The organism is Pediococcus pentosaceus (genome assembly GCF_001437285.1).
GTDB lineage: Bacteria > Bacillota > Bacilli > Lactobacillales > Lactobacillaceae > Pediococcus > Pediococcus pentosaceus.
In genome coordinates, this window is sequence record NZ_JQBF01000001.1 from 72,400 (window position 1) to 93,126 (window position 20,727).

The window sequence follows — 20,727 nt, forward strand, 5'->3', positions numbered from 1 at the left end:
ATAAAATAAGCCCTATAAAGCGGATTATACCAATAATTTACGCTTGAAATAGCGTTTCCACTAACATAGAATTGGATTATCGCATTTATTCAATATTCTATTTGGAGGTATTATTCATGAAAGCATATTTGCAACGCATGGGTCGTTCTTTACAACTTCCCGTAGCCGTTTTGCCTGCCGCCGCTTTGCTGGTTGGTATTGGTAACTGGTGGGCTTCTTACAGTAATGACGTAGTTGCTCATTTCTTACAAGCCGGTGGTAACGCTGTTTTAGGTCAACTACCGCTATTATTTGCCGTTGGTTTAGCCCTCGGGATGTCTGTCGATCAATCTGGGGCTGCTGCCCTCGCTGGGTTAGTTGCCTTTGAGCTACCGGTCAATGTATTAAAGCCTGAATCGGTTGCTACATTAATGAACATCAAACCTACAGCCGTTGATGCTTCGTTTGCTCAAATTGGAAATGTATTTATCGGTATTATCGCTGGTTTGATTGCTGCAGCATTATACAATCGATTCCACGAAACAAAATTACCGATGGCTCTTTCCTTCTTTAGTGGTAAGCGTTTAGTACCAATTATGGCTGCCCTTGTTATGCTACTTGTCAGTGTAGTGTTACTATTTGTTTGGCCACCAGTTTACGGCGCTCTCGTTGCGTTTGCTAAGTTTATCTTGAACTTAGGCTGGGTTGGTGCTGGATTGTACGGTTTCTTCAACCGTCTCCTTATCCCAACTGGTTTACATCAAGCTTTGAATTCCGTATTCTGGTTTGACGTGGCTGGGATTAATGATATTGGTAAATTCTTGGCTTCTCAAGGTACAAAGGGTGTTACAGGTATGTACCAAGCTGGATTCTTCCCAATCATGATGTTTGGACTTCCAGCCGGAGCTTACGCTATTTACAAAAATGCTCGTCCTGAAAACAAAGCAACTACAGCATCATTGATGTTAGCTGCTGCATTTGCTTCATTCTTCACCGGTGTTACAGAACCACTTGAATTCTCATTTATGTTTGTTGCATGGCCTCTATACGTATTGCACGCAATCTTTACTGGTCTTTCACTCGCATTTGCGGCATTTATGCATTGGACAGCTGGTTTTGCATTCAGTGCCGGTTTAGTTGATTATGTGCTTAGTTTGAAGAACCCGATCGCTAACCAACCATTATGGTTAATTGTTCAAGGCCTCGTAATGGCTGTAATTTACTATTTTGGTTTCGATTTTGCGATTAAGAAATTCCATTTGATGACTCCAGGTCGCGAAGAATTAGCTGAGGACGATGATGTTGAAGAAGTTGCAACTAATGATTCAGATGATAAGTATACTGTTCAAGCTAAAAAGATCTACGCTGCTTTAGGCGGTTCAGACAACTTACAAGTCGTGGACAACTGTACGACACGTCTTCGTCTTAAATTGAATGATACAGATAATATTAATGAAAATGCAATTAAACGCAGTGGTGCTGCTGGATTAAACAAGATTGATAAGAATAATCTACAAATTATTATTGGTACTGAAGTTCAATTTGTTTCAGATGCACTTGCAAAATTAGAGAATGCTAAGGCCCCAATTTCTTCAGTGAAGACTGCGGATGAAACAGCTCCAACAGAAGAAACGGTTGCTGATGGTATTAAACGGGATGTTACGGAAGAGTTCTATAGTGTTGCTAATGGACAATACATGGATATTGAGGAAGTTCCTGATGACACGTTTGCTCAAAAGATGTTGGGTGACGGATATGCTATTAATCCTACTGATGGAACGATTACTGCTCCAGTTGATGGAACAATTACATCAGTATTCCCTACTAAACATGCAATTGGTTTCAAGACAGATGCTGGTTTAGAAATCCTTCTTCATATGGGAATCGACACTGTTGAATTAAATGGTGCTCCATTCGATGTTAAGGTAGAAGATGGACAAACGGTTAAACATGGTGACGTTGTAGCTAAAGTTGACTTAGACGCAATTAAAAATGCGGGTAAGCAGACACCAATGATCGTCATCGTTACGAACATGGATGCAGTTCGGGTGATGAAGTTCAAAGGTAATGCATTAGTTACACCAGAATCCTTAGTTCTTAAAACAACTACTAAGTAAAATAAGTGAAGCAAAATCCTCTAAATCAACTACAATTGATTTGGGGGATTTTGTTTTCTAATAAAATTGGAGGTAGGATAGCATGGTTGAAAAAGTTGTAGTTATCAATACGGGAATGGTTGGTATTTTACAGACGTCAAATGGGGCAGGACCCGTAGTGGAAGCGATGCTCGATTCGAGGTTGGTGAATAAACTAAAAAAGGCGCTCGTAAAGGTGGGAATTGTAGACGTGGATGTTGTTACTGGCGAAGTTGAAGAACTTTCAAAGTTTGCGTCAGATCCTAAAATATTAATTGCAATTAACAAACAGGTGTTGCAAACTAGCTCGCCTAAAATTGATCAAACGACAATTACGAACTTAGTCACTTATAGTAATGGTGAGGTTAGCGACCTTGTAACAAAAATTGAGCAAAAAATTAAGTTAAATTGAAGTTAAAGAGAGCCTTACAAGTAGTTGCTTGTAAGGCTCTTTTTTCATAAATCGTAAATAAATTATTGTTGAACAATACCAGCCTTGGATAGAATCTCAAGTGATTCCGTCATTAAAGGAACTAGGCGAGCACGGTCTTCTGAAGAAAGGGCACTAAGGGTTTTATCCAATCTATTGGCAACCCGAAGAAATTGCTGCGCCATTAAATCACTACCTTCTTTGTCGGGGTAAACATTAACGTTACGCCGATTTTCCGTGTTGTGGACCCTTTTGATCATGTGTAGATCTTCTAATTTGCTAACGCTCCGACTTAATTGTGGTTTAGAAATACCGACTCTTTTAGCCAATTCAGACATGGAGGTACCAGGATTACCTAAAATATCCATTAAAATCATAAAATTCAAAGGCGATATTTTAATAGTTTCATCGTTAAAATAGCTAAAAATAGTTTGAGCAAGTGTGCCGAATAATTGCGCTGTTACTTTGACGTTTTCTGGTAACTGATCCCATTCTGATTGGTAAGGTTTATTATCCATTGGGTAGTTCACCTCCTATAAATATTTATATAACGTTATTATAGCATATTAATTTAACTTTGATTAATGATTGACAATTGTTAACTATTGTCTATAATTAACATAACCAATTGAAAAAGGAAGTAGCGTATATGTTAGAGTTAAAACATCTAAAGAAATACTATAAGGTCGGTGAAACAACCACCAAAGCCCTTGATGACGTTTCAGTTTCTTTCCGTAATCAAGAATTTGTAGCAATCTTAGGACCTTCTGGTTCTGGTAAGACCACTATGCTGAATATGATAGGTGGTTTAGATCGCTATGATTCTGGTAATTTGGTTATTGAAGGGAAATCAACCGACGACTTTAAAGATTCAGATTGGGATGCCTACCGCAATAACTCTGTAGGATTTATTTTCCAATCGTACAATATTATTGGTCATCTTTCGATTATTGATAACGTCGAGATGGGGATGACTTTATCAGGCGTGAGTGGAGAAGAAAAGAAGCGTCGTGCTAAAGATGCTTTAATTCGAGTTGGTTTAGAGAAGCATATGAACAAGCGACCTAATCAACTATCGGGTGGTCAGATGCAACGAGTAGCTATCGCCCGAGCCATTGCCAATGATCCAGAAATTCTGCTTGCTGATGAACCAACTGGAGCTCTTGATTCAGAGACTTCAGATGAAATCATGCAATTAATTAAAGAACTATCTAAAGAACGTCTGGTAGTAATGGTTACTCATAATCCAGAATTGGCTCGCCAATATGCTGACCGAATTATTGAATTTGCTGATGGTAAAATCCAAACAGATTCCAACCCTTATAATGGGCATGATGAAGTGACTAACTTTAAGCTTAAACATACTAAGATGAGTTATTGGACAGCTTTGAAACTTTCTTTTAAGAATATTATGACTAAAAAAGGTCGGACATTCTTGACGGTTTTTGCTTCCTCGATTGGAATTATCAGTATTGCGATTGTTTTGGCCTTATCAAATGGTTTCCAGAAACAAATTGACCAAACCCAAAGTGATACGATGGCTTCTATGCCGGTTTCAATTGGGGCCGTTGCTTCAGATTCAAGTGCAGCAATGACGGATAGCCAAAACAGTACCTTCTCCAAACATAAGTATGTGGAAGCCGATTTGAGTAAATCGGATAAAGCCCAACACGTAAATAAAATAGATTCGAAGTACCTAGATTACGTCAAGAAAATGCCTAAAAAATACGCTAAAAATATTGCGGTTACTTACAGTACCGGAATGAATTTAATTAGCCAAAAAGATGGTAAATGGCAAACGGTTAAGTTTAGTAATGCTGATCCCGATGCTAAGACAGTAGATACAAGTTCAATGATGGCTTCTGTTACAGGTGTGGGAGGCTCAGTTTATCCCATTGATCGTGATGGAAATCAAAGCTTCTTAAAGAAGAATTACCACGTTTTATCTGGAAGTTATCCAAAGAAGGCTACTGATGTTGTTTTAATTGCGGATCGCGATAATAAGATTAACATCTCAGCTTTAAAGAACTTTGGAATTACAGCTAAAACTAACCAAAAATTTGATTACAATCAATTGATCGGTAAAACGGCCAAATTGGTAACTAATAATACTTACTATAAAAAATTGCCAACTGGTAACTATGTTCCTAGTGATAAGTATGCATCAATGGCGAATGCTAAAGATACTAAAACGCTAAAAGTTGTCGGTATCTTACGGGTGAAATCTAAGAATAGCGATGGCTTATTATCTAACGGAATCGCCTACAGTGATCAATTAACCAAATCCGTTTACGAAGATAATAAAGATTCTAATATTGTAAAAGCTCAAGCAGCTAGCAAAAAGAATATCATGACTGGTGAAACAATGGATGCTTCTACCAAAAACCAGATGCTAACGATGTTGGGTGGTAGTGAAACACCAAGTACTATCCAAATTTATCCAAGTAACTTTAAGAAGAAGGACCGGGTCTTAGACTACCTCGATAAATATAATGATGGCAAGAAAAAAGCGGATCAAATTGTATATACGGATATGGCCGGTAGTATTTCAAAACTGACTGGTGGAATGATGGATGCCATTACGTACGTCTTGGTGGCTTTTGCAGGAATTTCGTTAGTTACATCAATGATTATGATTGCAATTATCACATACACATCCGTAATTGAAAGAACTAAAGAAATCGGTGTATTGAAAGCTCTAGGAGCACGTAAGAAAGATATTACCCGTGTCTTTGATGCAGAGACGGCCATCTTAGGGATTGGATCAGGACTTTTCGGAATTGTGGTAGCTTGGTTATGTACTTTCCCAATTAATGTCGTACTGGAAAAGATGACTGGTTTAAGTGGAGTTTCTCAATTAAATCCAGTTCATGCCATTCTCTTAGTCATAGTTAGTGCTGTGTTAACTATTTTAGGTGGGCATATTCCAGCTAGAATGGCTGCTAAAAAAGATGCAGCAATTGCTTTAAGAACTGAATAACTTTAGTAAAAAAACGTTTCTTGAGAGTTTTCTCAAGAAACGTTTTTTAGGTTATTTAGTTGAATCTTCTTTGTTTTTTAAGTTGGAAAGTAATTCAGGATTATTTACTAATGCATCGCGAATTTCTTTAAGGTAAATTTCACTATTTTCGATTGCTTCAGCTTCATCGTCTTCTTGTTCTTCTTTCTTAGGAAGAAACTTGTTGACTAATTTAACCAAAATAAAGACAACAAATGCAATGATTAAGAAGTTAATGACAGCATTGATAAAACTACCAAACTTGAAAGTAGCTCCGGCTACCTTAAGTACCCAATCTGAAAAATCAATTCCGCCGATAAATAAACCAATTAAAGGATTAATTAAATAATTAACTAATGATTTAACGATGGAAGTAAAAGCTCCACCAATAATAACACCGACAGCTAAATCAAGGACGTTTCCACGTGAAACAAATTCTTTAAATTCTTTAAGCAAATCAACCAACTCCTAGTTTTTTTTAGAGATTAATTCTCTGAATCCCTCCAACAGAATCGAACTGTTATCAAAACTTACCTAAGTGAGGGAACTGTAATTTGAAATAAGACCTTAACTTTACTTATGATATCATTTTTATTCACATTTAAAGTAGGCAAAATGCTCTTACAAATTTTGGTCAACCTTTAAAATGACTGAATTAATTTAGGATTCCCGCCAACGATCTAGTCGTTGAAGTCGAGATGGATAACAAATTAACAAAAATATTTTTTTGAATATATTCATTTTTGATTGTTTAATTTCTTTAATCCCTTTCGCCTTGATGTCATCAATTGTAAGGGTAGGGTCAGTGAAAGCTCCATCTTGATAACATGAAATACAATAGTAATTTGATGAGTCACCGTTGGCTTTAGTGCCAGCATTTGTAGTAGTAAGTGGTCTTCCACAGCTTTGGCAAAATTTATTCATTACTTACACCTCTCTTTTATAACATCCGATAACTTAATTAGTAACATCAACTTCCCACTGAAAAGTAGCTAAACCCGATTTTGTACAACCATAATTATATATTAATTACTTATGGTTAGCATTAAAAATAAATTAAATCTGAATGCAGATAAAAATAAGATTATCCCGTTGAATTTGAAATCAAATTTTTATAAAAATGTACCTAGAAAAAAGTTAATAGGGGATTATTTTATGATAAATTATCATTTCTGAGTTACATTTTATAGCCATATGAAACATACGGGTATTAATCATGGGTTTGAATAGCACCTGCTAACATTCAAACTTAAAATGAAGTTCAAAATTTGTTTAAATTAATTTAATTGGAACTAAAAAACACCTCCTAGGCGCTACTTATCAGTAAGTAACGCGCAGGAGGTGTTTTAAGAAACTTAGGATGTAATAATTTGAAGCTGTTGAGTACGTTGTAATTGTAGTGATTGAGCTTGATTAATCTCATCATAGAGCACAGTTGCCATTTCTGGGGTAATAACCCCACGGCTTACTCCACGTTGAATAAAGTTATATTCTTGCTGAAAGGCTTGAATGTATAAATCGCTACTTACAAAGACTGCCTGTTTATTATAATCATGACGAACCATTGAGCAGTATCGATTGATAGATCTACGAACGAGGTTAATATATTGGTTATTACTTTGTTTACGTAATAAGCGACCACGCAAAACATCGTCTAAGTATTTATCAGTAGAGTCGATCACTTCATTGTTGAGTTCCAAAAGAGCATCCCGAACATCCAGACGTTGTTGGAGCGTATCTGAAGGTTGAGCAGCCAACCATTTTTGACGAGCAACGGTACGTTGATGTTTGGTGATTTGCCCATTTTTGACGTGCCAGAGGGCGTGTTTGCAAAGCCCTGATACCTTTTTAAAGTTCTTTTTAAATATATAATGTACTCGGTTAACAAAGTGTTCCCGAGGATTAAAGTTAGGAGCCACAAAATTATTTAGAATTTTTTCATAAATATTAACAACTTCTAAACTATATTTAGCTGAAATTGAAGGTCCATGAATGTAAGTGACAATGAAGTCTTTGGTTTCAAACATTAACTCCTGATATTCATCAAAATCAATAATTTGGCCGTTCAATGCCCCCTTTTGGGACTGCAACTGTTCCGTTAAGGCCTCGCGAACCGCGTGATCATCGATGGTATCACGTAGTTGTAAAGTAGCATAATCCACCATCTTGTTACGAATATGATCGATATCAGCGAGTGAATACTCCGTCGTTTTGACAGGAAGCATCAGCGGAAGACTGATAGCACTGACTAACATACTAATTAAAATTACTAGCGTGGCAATCACAATTAATTCTTCACGATAAGGGAAGGGGTGACCTCCAATTCTAGTAGGAAGTGAAAAGGCCATCGCCAAAGTCACGGTCCCATGCACACCACTAATTGCAAATATCCTTGACCATAGCTGATGCACGGATTTGTCATGAGGGCCTAAGAAATGGTCAGGATTGTCTGGATTTTCATGAACAGACCACCAGTAACGGATAGCTAGCATTGATAGATAAATCAGTAAACTAATACCAATTAATTGAGCAATCGTCATCGTTCCCATCTGGATAAAATCTTTCCAAACCATCGGTAAAGTCACTCCAAGGAATAAGAAAACGACGCTATTTAGGAAACTTGAGATAGTATTCCAGACGGTTGCTGAGGTAAGCTGAACTCGAGTTGAAGTTAAACGGAGGCGTTCAGATTCCCAATTATGAACCATTCCAGTAGCAACGACGGCTAGAATGCCAGAAGTTCCCAAATGTTCAGCTAAAAGATAGACGAGAAAAGGGGTCAACAGACTAATCGGAATGATGATAGTTTCCGGATTATTAGCGCGCATGTTTAAATTAACGCGAAGAGAAACAATTAAAAAGCCGGCAATAATTCCAATGATTACGCCACCAAGCGCGACAAAAATAAAATGTTCGACTCCGGTAATTGCTGAAAAAGTTCCATTTTGTAAAACAGATAAAGCTAAATCAAGGATTACCAGTCCAGTGGCATCGTTAAATAAGGATTCTAGTTCTAAAGCTTCATTAACATTTTCGGGCATGGCAGTTCCGCTGGTCATCGATTTAACAGCAACCGCATCGGTGGGAGTAACGATGGCTGCTAGGGCAATGGCCACTGGTAGCGTCCATTTGGTTTCAAAATTATTAGTTAAGATTCCAACAACTAAAGCGCTGGCGCCAGCTAAAACTACCGACAGAAAAAATACCACGCGAAAACGTTGGCGAATTCGATTGAAGGATTGTTTTTGACCATCTATAAACATGATAGGTGCAATAACCACTAACATAAAAAATTCTGGTCTTAATTCAAAATTATGAAATGCTGGGGTAAATGATAGGATTACTCCAACGATAATTAAAATAAATGCTTCGGGAATTCGAGGCACAAGTTGTTTAATAATATTAGATAAGATTACACCTGTTAAAAGTAGTGCAATTGTGTAAAATGTTTGCAAGGTTACTACCTAATCTCCTATGAATAAAATTTATAGAAGTCATTATAACAAAAAATGAGATGATGACTTCATCGTCTCATTTTACTACAGCATGTGATATTAGGATGACGTTATCTGATGATAAATTCTGACTCGATGGAAACCGATTTGATAGCGCCCGTAATAGCAAGTTCGCAAGCGGCTTGACCAATCATTTTTAGATGGTGATCAATCGTGGGGATTTTTAATAGACTTCCAGATATTTGATTTTCCTGTCCCATTAAGGCCGGCAACTCTAAATTATTATCTAGGTAGTATTGATAAATGCCAGCAATAATATCGTCGCTATTACCAAAAATGAAATCTGGCGTATCTCTTGCAATTAAATGAGCGGATTGGTAGCCATCATTGTAATTGTAGCAATCCGTATAGACTAAATTGGAGTCTGGGAAAGTTCCAAAAACTTTTTTGTAAGAGTGAAAAATAATTTTACTCGTGGCACTGTTTCCGTACGGACGACTTAAAATAATAGCAATTTTGCTATAGCCACCTTGTTTAACCCATTCGAACGCCTGTTGATAGGTACTTTCACGGAGCGTATAGGCAGCCGCAATGGGATTGTCCTGTGGATTTTCACAGCATACGACGGGGCCATATTTTTGATATTTGATTAATTCAGTTAGTGGCAATTTGCGAGATATAAAAATTAGCGCATCAAAGGCTTTTCGGTGAAGTTTTTCTAAATATTTTTGTTCTAACTTTTCGTCATACTGAGATTCCAAAAAAAGGACATTATATTCAGCAGCAAAAGCTAAGTCCATAATTCCATGGGTTAACTCAGAAAAAAAGGGATGACGCATGTGAGGTACTACCACACCAATCGTAAACGTCTGGCCCTTACTCAGGTCACGAGCAATGGCATTGGGTACGTAGTCCATTTCGTCAATAATCCGTTTGATCTCCTTACTAGCTTTGTCAGAGACATAACCACTCTGATTGATAAAACGGGAAACGGTAGATGCTGAGTATCCAGATTTTTTAGCAATGGTTCTAATATTAGTCATTATTATCAAGTCCTATTTTAAATTCGATTAAGGTCCATACCCTCATTTTAAAGTATGAAACGCGTTCCACAACCAATATTTTAACTTAGCAATCTTAAGGCTTGCTATGGTACGCGTTTCATAGATTATGCTCTGTTTAAAGGAGGATGATTGATATGTATACGTATGTAGAAGTGACTTCAGAAGGTACCAGAGAGATTGGATATGCTCAAGTTAAGTTTAACGATGAAAAAATGATCTTAACTTTTTCAAATGGTTTAGGAATAACAAGAATGAAGTTCAATTTAGACGATATAGGATACGTTGCTGAGGGGCAATTTATCGGAGGTAACACTTTCACGTTAAATGCCGATGGTTATCGAATCACACTATACGAAGATGGACTGGCCACTTCGGATTATTTGAGAAACTACTTTAAATATTTATTGGTGCAAGTATAAACATGAAATTAAAATTAATGCTAGATAATAAAAGTCCTTCAAGCTACTTAGTTAACTTGAAGGACTTATTTTATTGCACTAAATCAGAATTGCTATGGATTGATAAGGTTTCAATTTCAGCGTTGTTGTTAATTCAGGATTAGTCTCGTAGTTGTTAATCAAGATTTTAGCAGTTTCAGTGGTGTATTTACTAGGAATTGAGATGGTAGCATCATTTCCATAGAAGTTATTGAGAACCAACAAGCTTTGGTCTTGATAGGTACGAATATAAGCGAATACAGAAGGGTGATTAAGTTCAAAGGATTGATAATCTCCTTCAGAAATAATGGAGAATTCTCGGCGAAGTCGAATTAATTTTTGGTAATAAGCAAAAATTTCACCGTGTTCTAGTTCATTTGCAACGTTGATTTCAGTTTGCTTAGTTGGTTTTAACCAAGGTTGAACTTCAGAAAAGCCAGCATATTTGGAATCATCCCAATGCATAGGAACTCGACTATTATCGCGAGCTTTAGACTTCACGATTTCAAGTGCATCTTGAGGAGATTTGTTTTCTTTCAAGAGTCGTTGATAAGCGTTTAAGGCTTCTACATCAACATATTCGTCAATGTTTTGGTAATCTGGATCGACCATGCCGATTTCTTCTCCCTGATAAATATAGGGCGTTCCACGAAGCAAATGCATCGTGGTGGCGAGCATTTCGGCAGACTTAGCTCGGTATTTACCAGAATCTCCAAAGCGATTTAAGGCCCAAGGTTGATCGTGATTATTCCAGAAGAGGGCGTTCCATCCATCACCTTCATCCATGCCCACTTGCCAAGTATTTATCGTCTTTTTAAGTGCAGCAAAGTCAAAAGGAACTTTCGTCCATTTTTGTCCGTGGTCGTAATCTACCTTCAAATGGTGGAAGGTGAAAGCCATGGTTAATTCATGTTCTTCCGGACGAGTATATTTCACACCATTTTCAACTGAAGCTGAAGAAAACTCTCCTACGGTAATTACTTCAGGGTCTTGAAGTGCAGCTTGATGCATTTCCTTAAGATAACTTTGAACGATAGGTGTATCGGTATACATAAATTTTGATTCTACGCCTTCAGGAGCGTCGGTTAACTCTACGTCCTTTCCAGTCACATTAATTACATCAAAGCGGAATCCCTTAACCCCCTTGGCATGCCAAAAATTAATGACCTTGAAAAGTTCTTGGCGAACTTCAGGGTTATGCCAGTCAAGATCGGCTTGATGCTCGTCGTATAAGTGTAAGAAATATTTACCGGTATCACCAAATTTAGCCCAAGCTGGTCCACCAAATTTAGAAGTCCAATTGTTGGGTAAATCACCATTTGGTTTAGGATCTCGAATGTAGAAGTATTTTTGATAGTGTTCGTCGCCAGCTAAGGCTTTTTGAAACCATTCATGCTCAGTAGAAATATGATTTAACACCATATCTAGCATAACTCCGACATGGATTTCCTTTAATTTACGGACTAATTCTTCAAAATCTGACATCGTACCAAAGACAGGGTCAATTTCATAGAAATTGGCAATGTCATAACCATTATCGTATTGAGGAGAAACGAAAAAAGGATTGAACCAAATCATATCGATATTCAACTTATCAATATAAGGAATTTTTTTGATAATTCCTTGTAAATCTCCAATGCCATCGTTGTTAGAATCATAGAATGATTTGGGATAAATTTGGTAAATAACCTTATTTTTAAAATTCATAGTTAGTGTCCTTTCAATTTTTGTCTTCTAGCGAAATCAACAAAACTAAATTTATCAGCTCGATGAATAGATTCGGTAAATTGGAACAACGTGGTGTCATTGAGATAAGTCATACTTCGAATTACTACGACGTCTTTGTGTGGTGGAATTTTTAATAATTGACGTTGGCGTTCAGTAGGCTCTTCAACCGTGATGGTTTTAGTAGCATAGCTAATATCCAGTCCAAGTTGGTCTTCGAAATATTCATACAGAGAATTTTCAGCAGCCATTTTTGGAATATCATTAACCACCTTTGAGAGTACGTAATCTATATCAATAATGATGGGTTCATCATTAATGGTTCTTAAACGTTCAATATAAGTAGCTTCTAACTCACTATTTTGATCGAGACCAAAACCCTTGGTAGGCACCAAACGAGGCTCTAATGTAAGTACTTTTGTAGTTGAATGCATATTTTGTGATTGATTGAGCTCTTTGAACGATTTGATACCGGAAACTGGGAAAACAAATCTAGAAACATCGAGGACGATTGATCCTTTGCCTTTAATTTTTTGAATGTAGCCCAGTTCTAGCAGGAGCACCAAAGCTTTTCGAACAGTTTCACGTGAAGTTCCATATAGGTCGCAAAGTTCGTTTTCACTAGGTAAATAAGAACTGGCAGGATAGATACCATGAATAATTTTATTGGCGATATCTTGTTTTATTAAATCGTATTTACTTTCCATACAAGAGCTACCCCTTTCTTAGAAACGCTTACATTTTAACATGATGTAACTAGTATATACAAGGTAATATAATTTATTATTTATCAATAACCTGTAATTAAAGGCGCTATCTTTATTGTTGACATCTTGTATATACAAGTTTATGATAAAAGCATGTTAAATAGCAAGCGCTTACAAATATATTGAAATTATATTAGAGCATGTGAGGAATAATCTTATGAAAAAAACAAATGATAATCTCATAGTTGTAGCACCAGCAAGTGGTAAGGTGATTCCACTTGAACAAGTAGAAGACCAAGTTTTTGCCCAAAAAATGATGGGGGAAGGTTTTGGGTTAGAACCTACTAACGGTAATCTAGTTGCTCCTGTGGCTGGGACAGTAATGATGGTAGCTGATAGTAAGCACGCAATTGGTATTAAAACTGATAGTGGTGTCGAAATATTGCTACATCTCGGAATTGATACCGTAGAATTAAAGGGCACCCCATATGATCTTAAAGTTCAAGTTGGCGATCATGTAAAAGCAGGAAGTAGCCTAGGAACTTGGGACTTAGATTTAGTGCGTAATAATGGCAAGCAAACTACTATAATCTTTGCAATCACTAATAGCAGTGAAGTGTTAGAGCAGTTGGAAATTGAAGCTGATACAGTTGAAGTAGGAAAAAATGTTGCAAATCTAAAATTAAAAACGGTTTCAGAAAAAGTGGAGCATTCTAAAAGTAATGAAGGCAATCGTTTTGAAAAAACAGCTCAAAAAGTAATTGATGCAGTGGGCGGACCCGACAATATCAATAGTGTGATTCACTGTATTTCTCGTTTACGCTTTTATTTGAAGGATATTAATAAACCCGACGATGATATTATTCGAAATGACGACCATGTTATTGATATTATGCGTGCTCAAGGTCAATACCAAGTAGTGATTGGTCCAGATGTAGTCGATGTTTATGACGCAGTTATTGACCAATTAGGGACAGAATTTGGGGATGAAGAAGGAACCGAACAAGCCGTTAAAGCTACGCAACCACAAGGCCCTGATAACCGGAATTTCCTAGAAAAAACAAAAGATGGATTTAATAATTTTATTGGTGTAATTACTGGTTCGATGAGCCCAGTGATTTGGTCATTGGCGGCAGCTGGTATTCTCAAGGGATTATTATCAGTCTTAACGATGCCACAGATTGGGGAACTACTAAGTCCTAAAAGTAATTTATACATCATATTAAATGCCATTGGCGATTCAGTTTTCTTCTTCCTCCCAATTTTAGTAGGATTTTCTGCGGCAAAACGCATTGGTGGAGATCCAATCATCGCAGCCGTAATTGGTGGGGTATTGGTACATCCTACGCTAACTCCGTTGGCTGGAAAATCGTTAGGGATGTTGGGTGGATTTAACTTCCCAATGGTCCAATATTCATACTCGATTTTCCCGATGATTTTAGCTGCTTGGTTGGCATTTAAAATTGAAAATTATTTGAAGAAACATTTACCAAGTTATCTAACCATGATTTTTGTTCCATTTATTACAATTCTGATTGTTAGTGGAATTACGATTTATATTACTGGCCCAGTCATTGTCGGCATTTCTAAATGGATTGCGGTAATGATTTCATGGGTACTGGTTCATAGTGGATGGGCATCAGGAATTCTAGTAGGTGGTTTCCATCAAGTATTGGTAATCTTTGGTTTGCATTGGGGAATTACTCCATTGGTAGTTAATGACATAGCTACCACGGGACACAGTTACTTAAATGCTTTGATTTGCCAAACCATGATTTCACAAGGTGCAGCTGTTTTAGCCGTGGCGATTAAGACTAAGAAAACTAACTTAAAGAGTTTATCATTTGCGGCTGCCATTTCAGCCTTTTGTGGAGTTACCGAACCCGCTATTTACGGGGTTAACCTCCGCTATAGAAGGGTCTTCATTTCTGGATTGATTGGTTCAGCATTTGGTGGATTTATAACCGGGTTGTTCCATGGTAATATGTACGGATTTGCCGGTTCATGGATTGGTTTTGCATCCTTCTTTAATCCAAGCAATCCGTCTGATTTAAGCAGCTTCTGGATTTTCTTGATTTCCTCAGTTGTATCTACCATTATTGCCTTTATTGCAGCATACGTTTGGGGCTACAATGACAAAATGGAAGTTGGTAAAAAGGTTGAAAAACCAATTAACCCTAGTAAAAAATAATTTGTAAAAAGCTAATATGTAGGAGGCCACCATGGGTATTCAATTAATTGCAAGTGATATCGACGGAACTTTTCTAAATGATCAACAGGATTTTGACCATCAACGTTTTCAAGCTCAGTTAGACAAACTTAATGAACGAAAAATTAAATTTGTAGTAGCGAGTGGAAATCAGATGGCTCATTGTCAGGAAGTATTTGCTGGCATTAAGGGTGATTTAACCTTTGTTGCCGAAGATGGTGCCCTTACGATTGAACAAGGGAAAATTTTAGACGATAATCCGCTAAAACCGGCTTTATTACACGACACAATTGAGTACTTATTGACGATTCCGATGTTTAAAGGCGTTGAGCTGATTCTATCGAGCCAACATCGTGCATTTACTAATATGAAAATGGATAATCCGGAATGGCCCGTTAGCTCGTATTTTTACAGCCAATTAACCCCAGTGGATCACTTTAAAGACATTAAAGATCCGATTTATAAGATTGATGCCCATTGGGTTGATATTGATAATGTGCGTGAACAAGCCGCCCTGTTAAAAACTGCCTTAGGGGATAGCTTGGGAAGTGTGATGAGCGGTTTCAATGGAATCGACATTACGATGCCCCATGTTACTAAAGCGTATGGACTTCAGCAATTACAAAATCGTTGGAAAGTTTCGATGGATGAAACGATGGCTTTTGGTGATACCCAAAATGACGAAGCCATGTTGCATCATGCGCGACTAGGCTATGCGATGAAAAATGCAGAACAAGAAGCACTGGACGCAACCGAATTGGTTACACCGTTGGATAACAACGATAGTGGAGTAATGGACATGATTGATCGGGTACTCCGTGGTGAAATTGAATAATTGATAGATTGTTCTTGGTTTATGGACCGCTACTAGGATGGAATGCAATTTTCCATATAGTAGTGGTTTTTTGTATGGTAATGGGTTTCAGGTTTACATGGGATAACCCTGATTATCCATAAGAAAAACTTATGAAAAGCGGCAAGAATCGAAATTGGTTAGGAATGGGGGAGCTTGTAGAATAATTACATAATAAAAATTTGGATGCGGGTGATAGGAATGAACAAGCAGAAATTTGGTATGGTTTTACCAATTATTTTAATTAGTTATTTTATGATTCTTTTGGATAATTCAATTGTTTTTACAAGTACAGTAAAGATTGCAGCAGACTTGAGTTTGTCGGCTTCGGAATTATCGTGGGTAACTAATGCATATGCATTAACCTTCGGTGGATTATTAATGATTGGTGGACGGTCAGGAGATATTTTTGGTCGAAGAAATGTCTTTTTAATCGGGTTGGTAATCTTTAGTATAGGATCCTTATTGGTTGGTTTATCAACTAATGGTTTAATGATTATCGCCATGCGAGCCTTACAAGGAATTGGATCGGCAATTCTTGCTCCAACCACTTTAGCTTTGTTAATGGATAGTTATCGAGATCAGATGAGAACCAGAGCGATTGTATATTATGGTGCTACTGGTGGATTAGGTGCCAGCATTGGATTGGTTGTTGGTGGATTGATTGCTAGTTACGCTAGTTGGCGCTGGGGATTCTTACTTAACGTGCCTGTGGGGATACTGATGATTGTGTTAACACTTAAATATATTCCAGCAAGTAAAAAGGTAGAAGGAAAATTAGATTGGTTAGGTTCAATTTTGTCAGTCTTAGGAATTACTGCGCTTGTTTATGGAATTAATGGAGCTAGTCATCCGGTACCAATGGTTATGACCGGGATTTTACTTTTGGTTTTATTTGTATGGCAAGAAAAAGTTTCTAAGCACCCGATTACACCATTAAAACTACTTAAAGATCGAGAAAGAAGTAGTGCTTATATTGCAAGGTTCTTTTTCTTAGGTGCAATGATTTCATACTTCTTCTTAACGCCACAAGCGATGCAACAGGTTTATCACTTTACGCCATTAATGGCAGCGGTAGGATTCTTACCAGAAACACTACCTCAATTTGTTTTTGCTACATTGGTATCACGGTTAAACGAAAAGTTTACTAATACTCAGATTTTAATTGCTGGAACGGTAATTACCTTAGCTGGATTGGTTTTCGCCGCTGTGGTAGGCATACAAGCAGGATATTGGTGGTCAGTAGCTATTCCAATGGTGATTATTGGTATCGGTCAAGGATTTACCTTGAGCCCTCTAACCGTAGCCGGAGTAGCAAATACGGATAGGGAAATTGCCGGATCAGCTTCAGGTGTAGTAAACATGGTTCATCAAATTGGTAGTTCAGTGGGACTTTCAATTATCACCGCGCTGACAGCTAATTTGATTAGCCCAGTATTATCATATGACCACGCTATCATCATTATGGCCGTATTTATGTTGATTTCAGTCGGAGCTACTTTAAATATCGGTCTTAAAAAATAAGTGATTTTATAAAGAGAGGGATTATCATGAACGTATTAATTATTGGCGCAACAGGAACGATTGGAAATGCAGTGAGACAAACTTTATTAAGTGAAACAGATGCAAATTTAACCCTTTTTGCTCGAAGTGCCAACCGATTAAAACCCGGTAGTCGTGAAAAAGTGGTGGCTGGTGATGTAAACCAAGCCCATGATTTAGACCAGGCGATGAAAAAGCAAGACGTCGTATTTGTAGCACTTAGTGGTAATTTAGGAACATATGCTGAAAATATTGTATCAGCAATGAAACGTAATCAAATTGACCGTTTGCTATTTATTACCTCGATGGGAATCTATAATGAAATTCCAGCAACAATTGGAAGTAATGGGAATTTAGAATATAATTCGGTCCTAAGTTCATATCGACAAGCAGCTGATGTTGTTGAAGCTTCAGATTTGAATTACACCGTAATTCGTCCAGGTTGGTTTACTAGTGGTCCAGTAGATTACGAAGTTACATTAAAAGGAGAACCGTTCGGAGGACATGATGTTTCGGTTAGTTCAATTGCTGATCTTGTAAAACGACTCACTTTTGATGCTACCTTGTATTCACGGGATAGTGTCGGAATTAACACCCCTCAATGATTATATTTAAAGAAGAGTTGAAATTTATTTCAGCTCTTTTTGTTTTATAATGAGGTAAATCCATGAAGTGAGGTAAACTAATGTTTCAACAAATGCAGTATTTTATTGATGTGGTCGATGCACACAGTTTTACCCAAGCAGCTGCTGACGATAATATTTCTCAATCGGCTATTTCCCAACAAATTAAAGAACTTGAAAATAATCTAGGAGTTTTATTGTTGAAGCGTCAGGGTCGGAGCTTCGAAATTACCCCAGCTGGACAGTACTTTTATCAGCATAGTAGGGATGTTTTAGGACAGGTTAAAAAAATTGTTAAAGATACCGTTAGAATTGCCAATGATAACGAACCTGAATTAAGAGTTGGATATTTGAAAAGTTTTGGAACAACGGAGTTCTTACAAACCGTTGCTGAATTTTCTAAATCTTACCCAGAAGTAAAAATTAAAATCAATAATGGAACGCATGAACAATTGTATGATTGGTTGCGTGAAGAAAAAATTGATCTGGCTTTTTCTGATCAACGGCGAGCCCCTTCCAATGAATATGTAAATGATTTTTTGACAGAAAGTGGATTGATGGTTGCAGTAAGTCAAACGGGGGAATTTAGCCACGCAGAGCAAATTGATGTGGCTGATTTAGCTGACTTTCCATGTATTTTAATTACCGATTCAAAGCAACAACTGGCAGAGGAAACATATTATCAAGAAATTTTAGGTGTTAAAGGTGGCTTTCGATTAGTTGCTAACTACGATGAAGCCCAGATGCTGATTGCAGCTAATCAAGGATATTTAATTGTTAATCAGCGAACCCAAACCCTACTCGATAGTGGAATCATTCAAACTGTACCTTTGCACAATGGTGGGCATGAATTGACTCAGAAATATTATATGTACTGGAAAGTCGATAATTCAGGGTTTTATATTGAAACTTTTGCCGAAATGTTTGAGCATCATTTTAAATAAGTTTTACTTATTTAATAGAGTTAAGATTAGAATAGCTCGGCTCCTTAATTATAGATATCATTTAGGATAGAAAGATATCAAAGGAGCAAATTTATGACAAAAGATGAAGAACAAATTGTTCAACTATACCGAGCTGAAAATGAAGCAATGGTAAAAAAAGATATAAGTCGACTAGATATGATTTTAGGTGGTCGAATGACTTTAACGCATATGACGGGATACGTGCAACCTAAACTGGAATGGATCGATCAGATACAAAATGAAGAAATGCAGTACTTGGAGTCCAAAGAAGAAGCTATCAAAGATATTCGAGTTGAAGGAAATTTGGGACAATTAACGGGCCAAAATTTAGTAACCGCCAAAATCTGGGGCGGATCGAAGAACGTTTGGCCTCTTCAAATGAAAATGTATTTTGAGAAGAACAATGGGCGATGGGTAATTAGTAAGCAGGTAGCTAGTACGTATTAAAAGTGGAAAAATAGGTATGAAAAAACAGTGGAAAAGATTATCCACTGTTTTTAGTGCACAAAAAAATCAGTAACCACGGCTTTACGCTGCGTGACTACTGATTAGTGTGTCGTGTGTTTGATGGGTGGTCAGGGGATCGAACCCTGGACCCACGGATTAAGAGTCCGTTGCTCTGCCAGCTGAGCTAACCACCCATATAATTAATATGTATCAACTCGACTTAAATATAGTATCATGAAAAATAGGGGCTGGCAATACTTTTTTTAAAAAAATTTCGAAAAAAATTAAAAAAATGCAAAAACGATTTAAATCGTGCTACAGATAGCGTTTCCGATTGATTTTAGTGTATATGTTATAATTAACCAAGATTAATGGATTGGACCATTTTTATCAGGAATGCATACCTGATGGCAGATAAATCTTCCAAGGAGGGCTAACATGCCAAAGATTTTAGTAGTAGATGATGAAAAACCGATTTCTGACATAGTTAAGTTTAATTTAGATAAAGAAGGATACGATGTAGTTACTGCATATGATGGTGAGGAAGCTCTTGCCCAAGTCGAAGAAGAAAAGCCCGACTTGATTCTGCTTGATTTGATGTTACCAAAAATTGATGGATTAGAGGTTGCGCGCCAAGTAAGAGCAAAACATAATATTCCAATCATCATGGTAACAGCTAAGGATTCAGAATTAGACAAGGTTGTTGGACTTGAGCTGGGTGCGGATGATTACGTTACTAAGCCATTTTCTAACCGTGAACTAGTGGCGCGGGTAAAAGCCAACCTTCGTCGTCAGGATCAATTGCAACAAGATGATGAGACTGTTAAAAATAATATTAAAATTGGACCTTTAGTAATTAATTCAGATTCATACTCAGTGACTCGTGATGGGATGCAATTAGATTTGACCCATCGTGAATTTGAACTTTTACATTATTTGGCTCAACACACGGGCCAAGTGATGACTCGTGAACATCTTCTTCAAACGGTTTGGGGATATGATTATTTTGGGGACGTTCGTACAGTGGATGTTACCGTACGTCGTTTGCGCGAAAAAATTGAAGAAACCCCAGGAAACCCTCAAATTTTGGTTACACGTCGTGGAGTGGGATACTATTTACGTAATCCAGAAAATGATTAATTAATTCAGGATTTTTGG

18 protein-coding genes and 1 tRNA gene are annotated in these 20,727 nt (G+C 37.2%); 11 read left to right on the forward strand and 8 right to left on the reverse strand.

The annotated features are described in order from the left end of the window. The first annotated feature begins 116 nt into the window (after nucleotides 1-116). Nucleotides 117-2,096, forward strand: coding sequence for an N-acetylglucosamine-specific PTS transporter subunit IIBC (nagE, locus tag IV86_RS00340; RefSeq protein WP_002833829.1), 1,980 nt, complete (start codon nucleotides 117-119; stop codon nucleotides 2,094-2,096). A gap of 82 nt (nucleotides 2,097-2,178) precedes the next feature. Beyond that, on the forward strand, nucleotides 2,179-2,526 hold the full coding sequence (locus IV86_RS00345; RefSeq protein ID WP_002833828.1) for a hypothetical protein: 348 nt from the start codon (nucleotides 2,179-2,181) through the stop codon (nucleotides 2,524-2,526). Between the two features lie 62 nt (nucleotides 2,527-2,588). Here IV86_RS00345 and IV86_RS00350 read toward each other — a convergent pair whose 3' ends face one another. Then, nucleotides 2,589-3,062: a MarR family winged helix-turn-helix transcriptional regulator gene (locus IV86_RS00350; protein ID WP_002833827.1), complete on the reverse strand. Its 474-nt coding sequence runs from the start codon at nucleotides 3,060-3,062 to the stop codon at nucleotides 2,589-2,591. A 131-nt stretch (nucleotides 3,063-3,193) separates the two neighbouring features. Here IV86_RS00350 and IV86_RS00355 point away from each other — a divergent pair, with 131 nt between their 5' ends. Continuing rightward, nucleotides 3,194-5,524 (forward strand): ABC transporter ATP-binding protein/permease, encoded by a 2,331-nt coding sequence (locus tag IV86_RS00355; protein ID WP_002833826.1) that lies wholly within the window; start codon nucleotides 3,194-3,196, stop codon nucleotides 5,522-5,524. A 51-nt stretch (nucleotides 5,525-5,575) separates the two neighbouring features. Here IV86_RS00355 and mscL read toward each other — a convergent pair whose 3' ends face one another. The 4 genes from mscL to IV86_RS00375 all read right to left on the reverse strand — a co-directional run bounded on the left by mscL (nucleotide 5,576) and on the right by IV86_RS00375 (nucleotide 10,040). After that, entirely contained in the window at nucleotides 5,576-5,998 is a 423-nt protein-coding gene (mscL, locus tag IV86_RS00360) for a large-conductance mechanosensitive channel protein MscL (RefSeq protein WP_002834294.1), read from the reverse strand. 204 nt (nucleotides 5,999-6,202) lie between these two features. Then, complete coding sequence (locus IV86_RS00365; RefSeq protein WP_011673902.1) at nucleotides 6,203-6,466, reverse strand: zinc ribbon domain-containing protein; 264 nt, start codon at nucleotides 6,464-6,466, stop codon at nucleotides 6,203-6,205. 431 nt (nucleotides 6,467-6,897) lie between these two features. Beyond that, nucleotides 6,898-8,997 (reverse strand): cation:proton antiporter, encoded by a 2,100-nt coding sequence (locus IV86_RS00370; RefSeq protein ID WP_056979282.1) that lies wholly within the window; start codon nucleotides 8,995-8,997, stop codon nucleotides 6,898-6,900. A 110-nt stretch (nucleotides 8,998-9,107) separates the two neighbouring features. Further along, nucleotides 9,108-10,040, reverse strand: a complete 933-nt coding sequence (locus tag IV86_RS00375; RefSeq protein ID WP_029257598.1) for a LacI family DNA-binding transcriptional regulator — start codon at nucleotides 10,038-10,040, stop codon at nucleotides 9,108-9,110. Nucleotides 10,041-10,195: 155 nt separating this feature from the next. Here IV86_RS00375 and IV86_RS00380 point away from each other — a divergent pair, with 155 nt between their 5' ends. Further along, nucleotides 10,196-10,480: a hypothetical protein gene (locus tag IV86_RS00380; protein ID WP_023440880.1), complete on the forward strand. Its 285-nt coding sequence runs from the start codon at nucleotides 10,196-10,198 to the stop codon at nucleotides 10,478-10,480. 78 nt (nucleotides 10,481-10,558) lie between these two features. On the opposite strand, the gene treC is transcribed toward IV86_RS00380, so the two are convergent. Continuing rightward, nucleotides 10,559-12,205 carry an alpha,alpha-phosphotrehalase gene (treC, locus tag IV86_RS00385; RefSeq protein ID WP_002834290.1) on the reverse strand — a complete coding sequence of 549 codons (1,647 nt, stop codon included), beginning with the start codon at nucleotides 12,203-12,205 and terminating at the stop codon, nucleotides 10,559-10,561. 2 nt (nucleotides 12,206-12,207) lie between these two features. Continuing rightward, nucleotides 12,208-12,930 (reverse strand): trehalose operon repressor, encoded by a 723-nt coding sequence (gene treR / locus IV86_RS00390; protein WP_056979283.1) that lies wholly within the window; start codon nucleotides 12,928-12,930, stop codon nucleotides 12,208-12,210. 217 nt (nucleotides 12,931-13,147) lie between these two features. On the opposite strand from treR, the gene IV86_RS00395 reads away from it, so the two are divergent. The 6 genes from IV86_RS00395 (at nucleotide 13,148) to IV86_RS00420 (ending at nucleotide 19,569) form a co-directional block, all read left to right on the forward strand. Beyond that, a complete protein-coding gene (locus IV86_RS00395) occupies nucleotides 13,148-15,121 on the forward strand; it encodes a PTS sugar transporter subunit IIABC (protein ID WP_029257597.1) in 1,974 nt (657 codons plus the stop codon). 31 nt (nucleotides 15,122-15,152) lie between these two features. Continuing rightward, nucleotides 15,153-15,974, forward strand: coding sequence for a Cof-type HAD-IIB family hydrolase (locus tag IV86_RS00400; protein WP_056979284.1), 822 nt, complete (start codon nucleotides 15,153-15,155; stop codon nucleotides 15,972-15,974). Between the two features lie 219 nt (nucleotides 15,975-16,193). Then, nucleotides 16,194-17,516, forward strand: coding sequence for an MFS transporter (locus IV86_RS00405; protein WP_056979316.1), 1,323 nt, complete (start codon nucleotides 16,194-16,196; stop codon nucleotides 17,514-17,516). A 23-nt stretch (nucleotides 17,517-17,539) separates the two neighbouring features. Further along, nucleotides 17,540-18,139 (forward strand): NAD(P)H-binding protein, encoded by a 600-nt coding sequence (locus IV86_RS00410; protein ID WP_171030518.1) that lies wholly within the window; start codon nucleotides 17,540-17,542, stop codon nucleotides 18,137-18,139. An 80-nt stretch (nucleotides 18,140-18,219) separates the two neighbouring features. After that, nucleotides 18,220-19,101 (forward strand): LysR family transcriptional regulator, encoded by an 882-nt coding sequence (locus tag IV86_RS00415; protein WP_056979285.1) that lies wholly within the window; start codon nucleotides 18,220-18,222, stop codon nucleotides 19,099-19,101. A gap of 93 nt (nucleotides 19,102-19,194) precedes the next feature. Further along, nucleotides 19,195-19,569, forward strand: coding sequence for a nuclear transport factor 2 family protein (locus IV86_RS00420; RefSeq protein WP_002834283.1), 375 nt, complete (start codon nucleotides 19,195-19,197; stop codon nucleotides 19,567-19,569). A gap of 121 nt (nucleotides 19,570-19,690) precedes the next feature. Here IV86_RS00420 and IV86_RS00425 read toward each other — a convergent pair. After that, nucleotides 19,691-19,763 (reverse strand) — tRNA-Lys (locus IV86_RS00425). Between the two features lie 244 nt (nucleotides 19,764-20,007). On the opposite strand from IV86_RS00425, the gene yycF reads away from it, so the two are divergent. Continuing rightward, complete coding sequence (gene yycF / locus IV86_RS00430; RefSeq protein ID WP_002834282.1) at nucleotides 20,008-20,709, forward strand: response regulator YycF; 702 nt, start codon at nucleotides 20,008-20,010, stop codon at nucleotides 20,707-20,709. Nucleotides 20,710-20,727 lie beyond the last annotated feature (18 nt).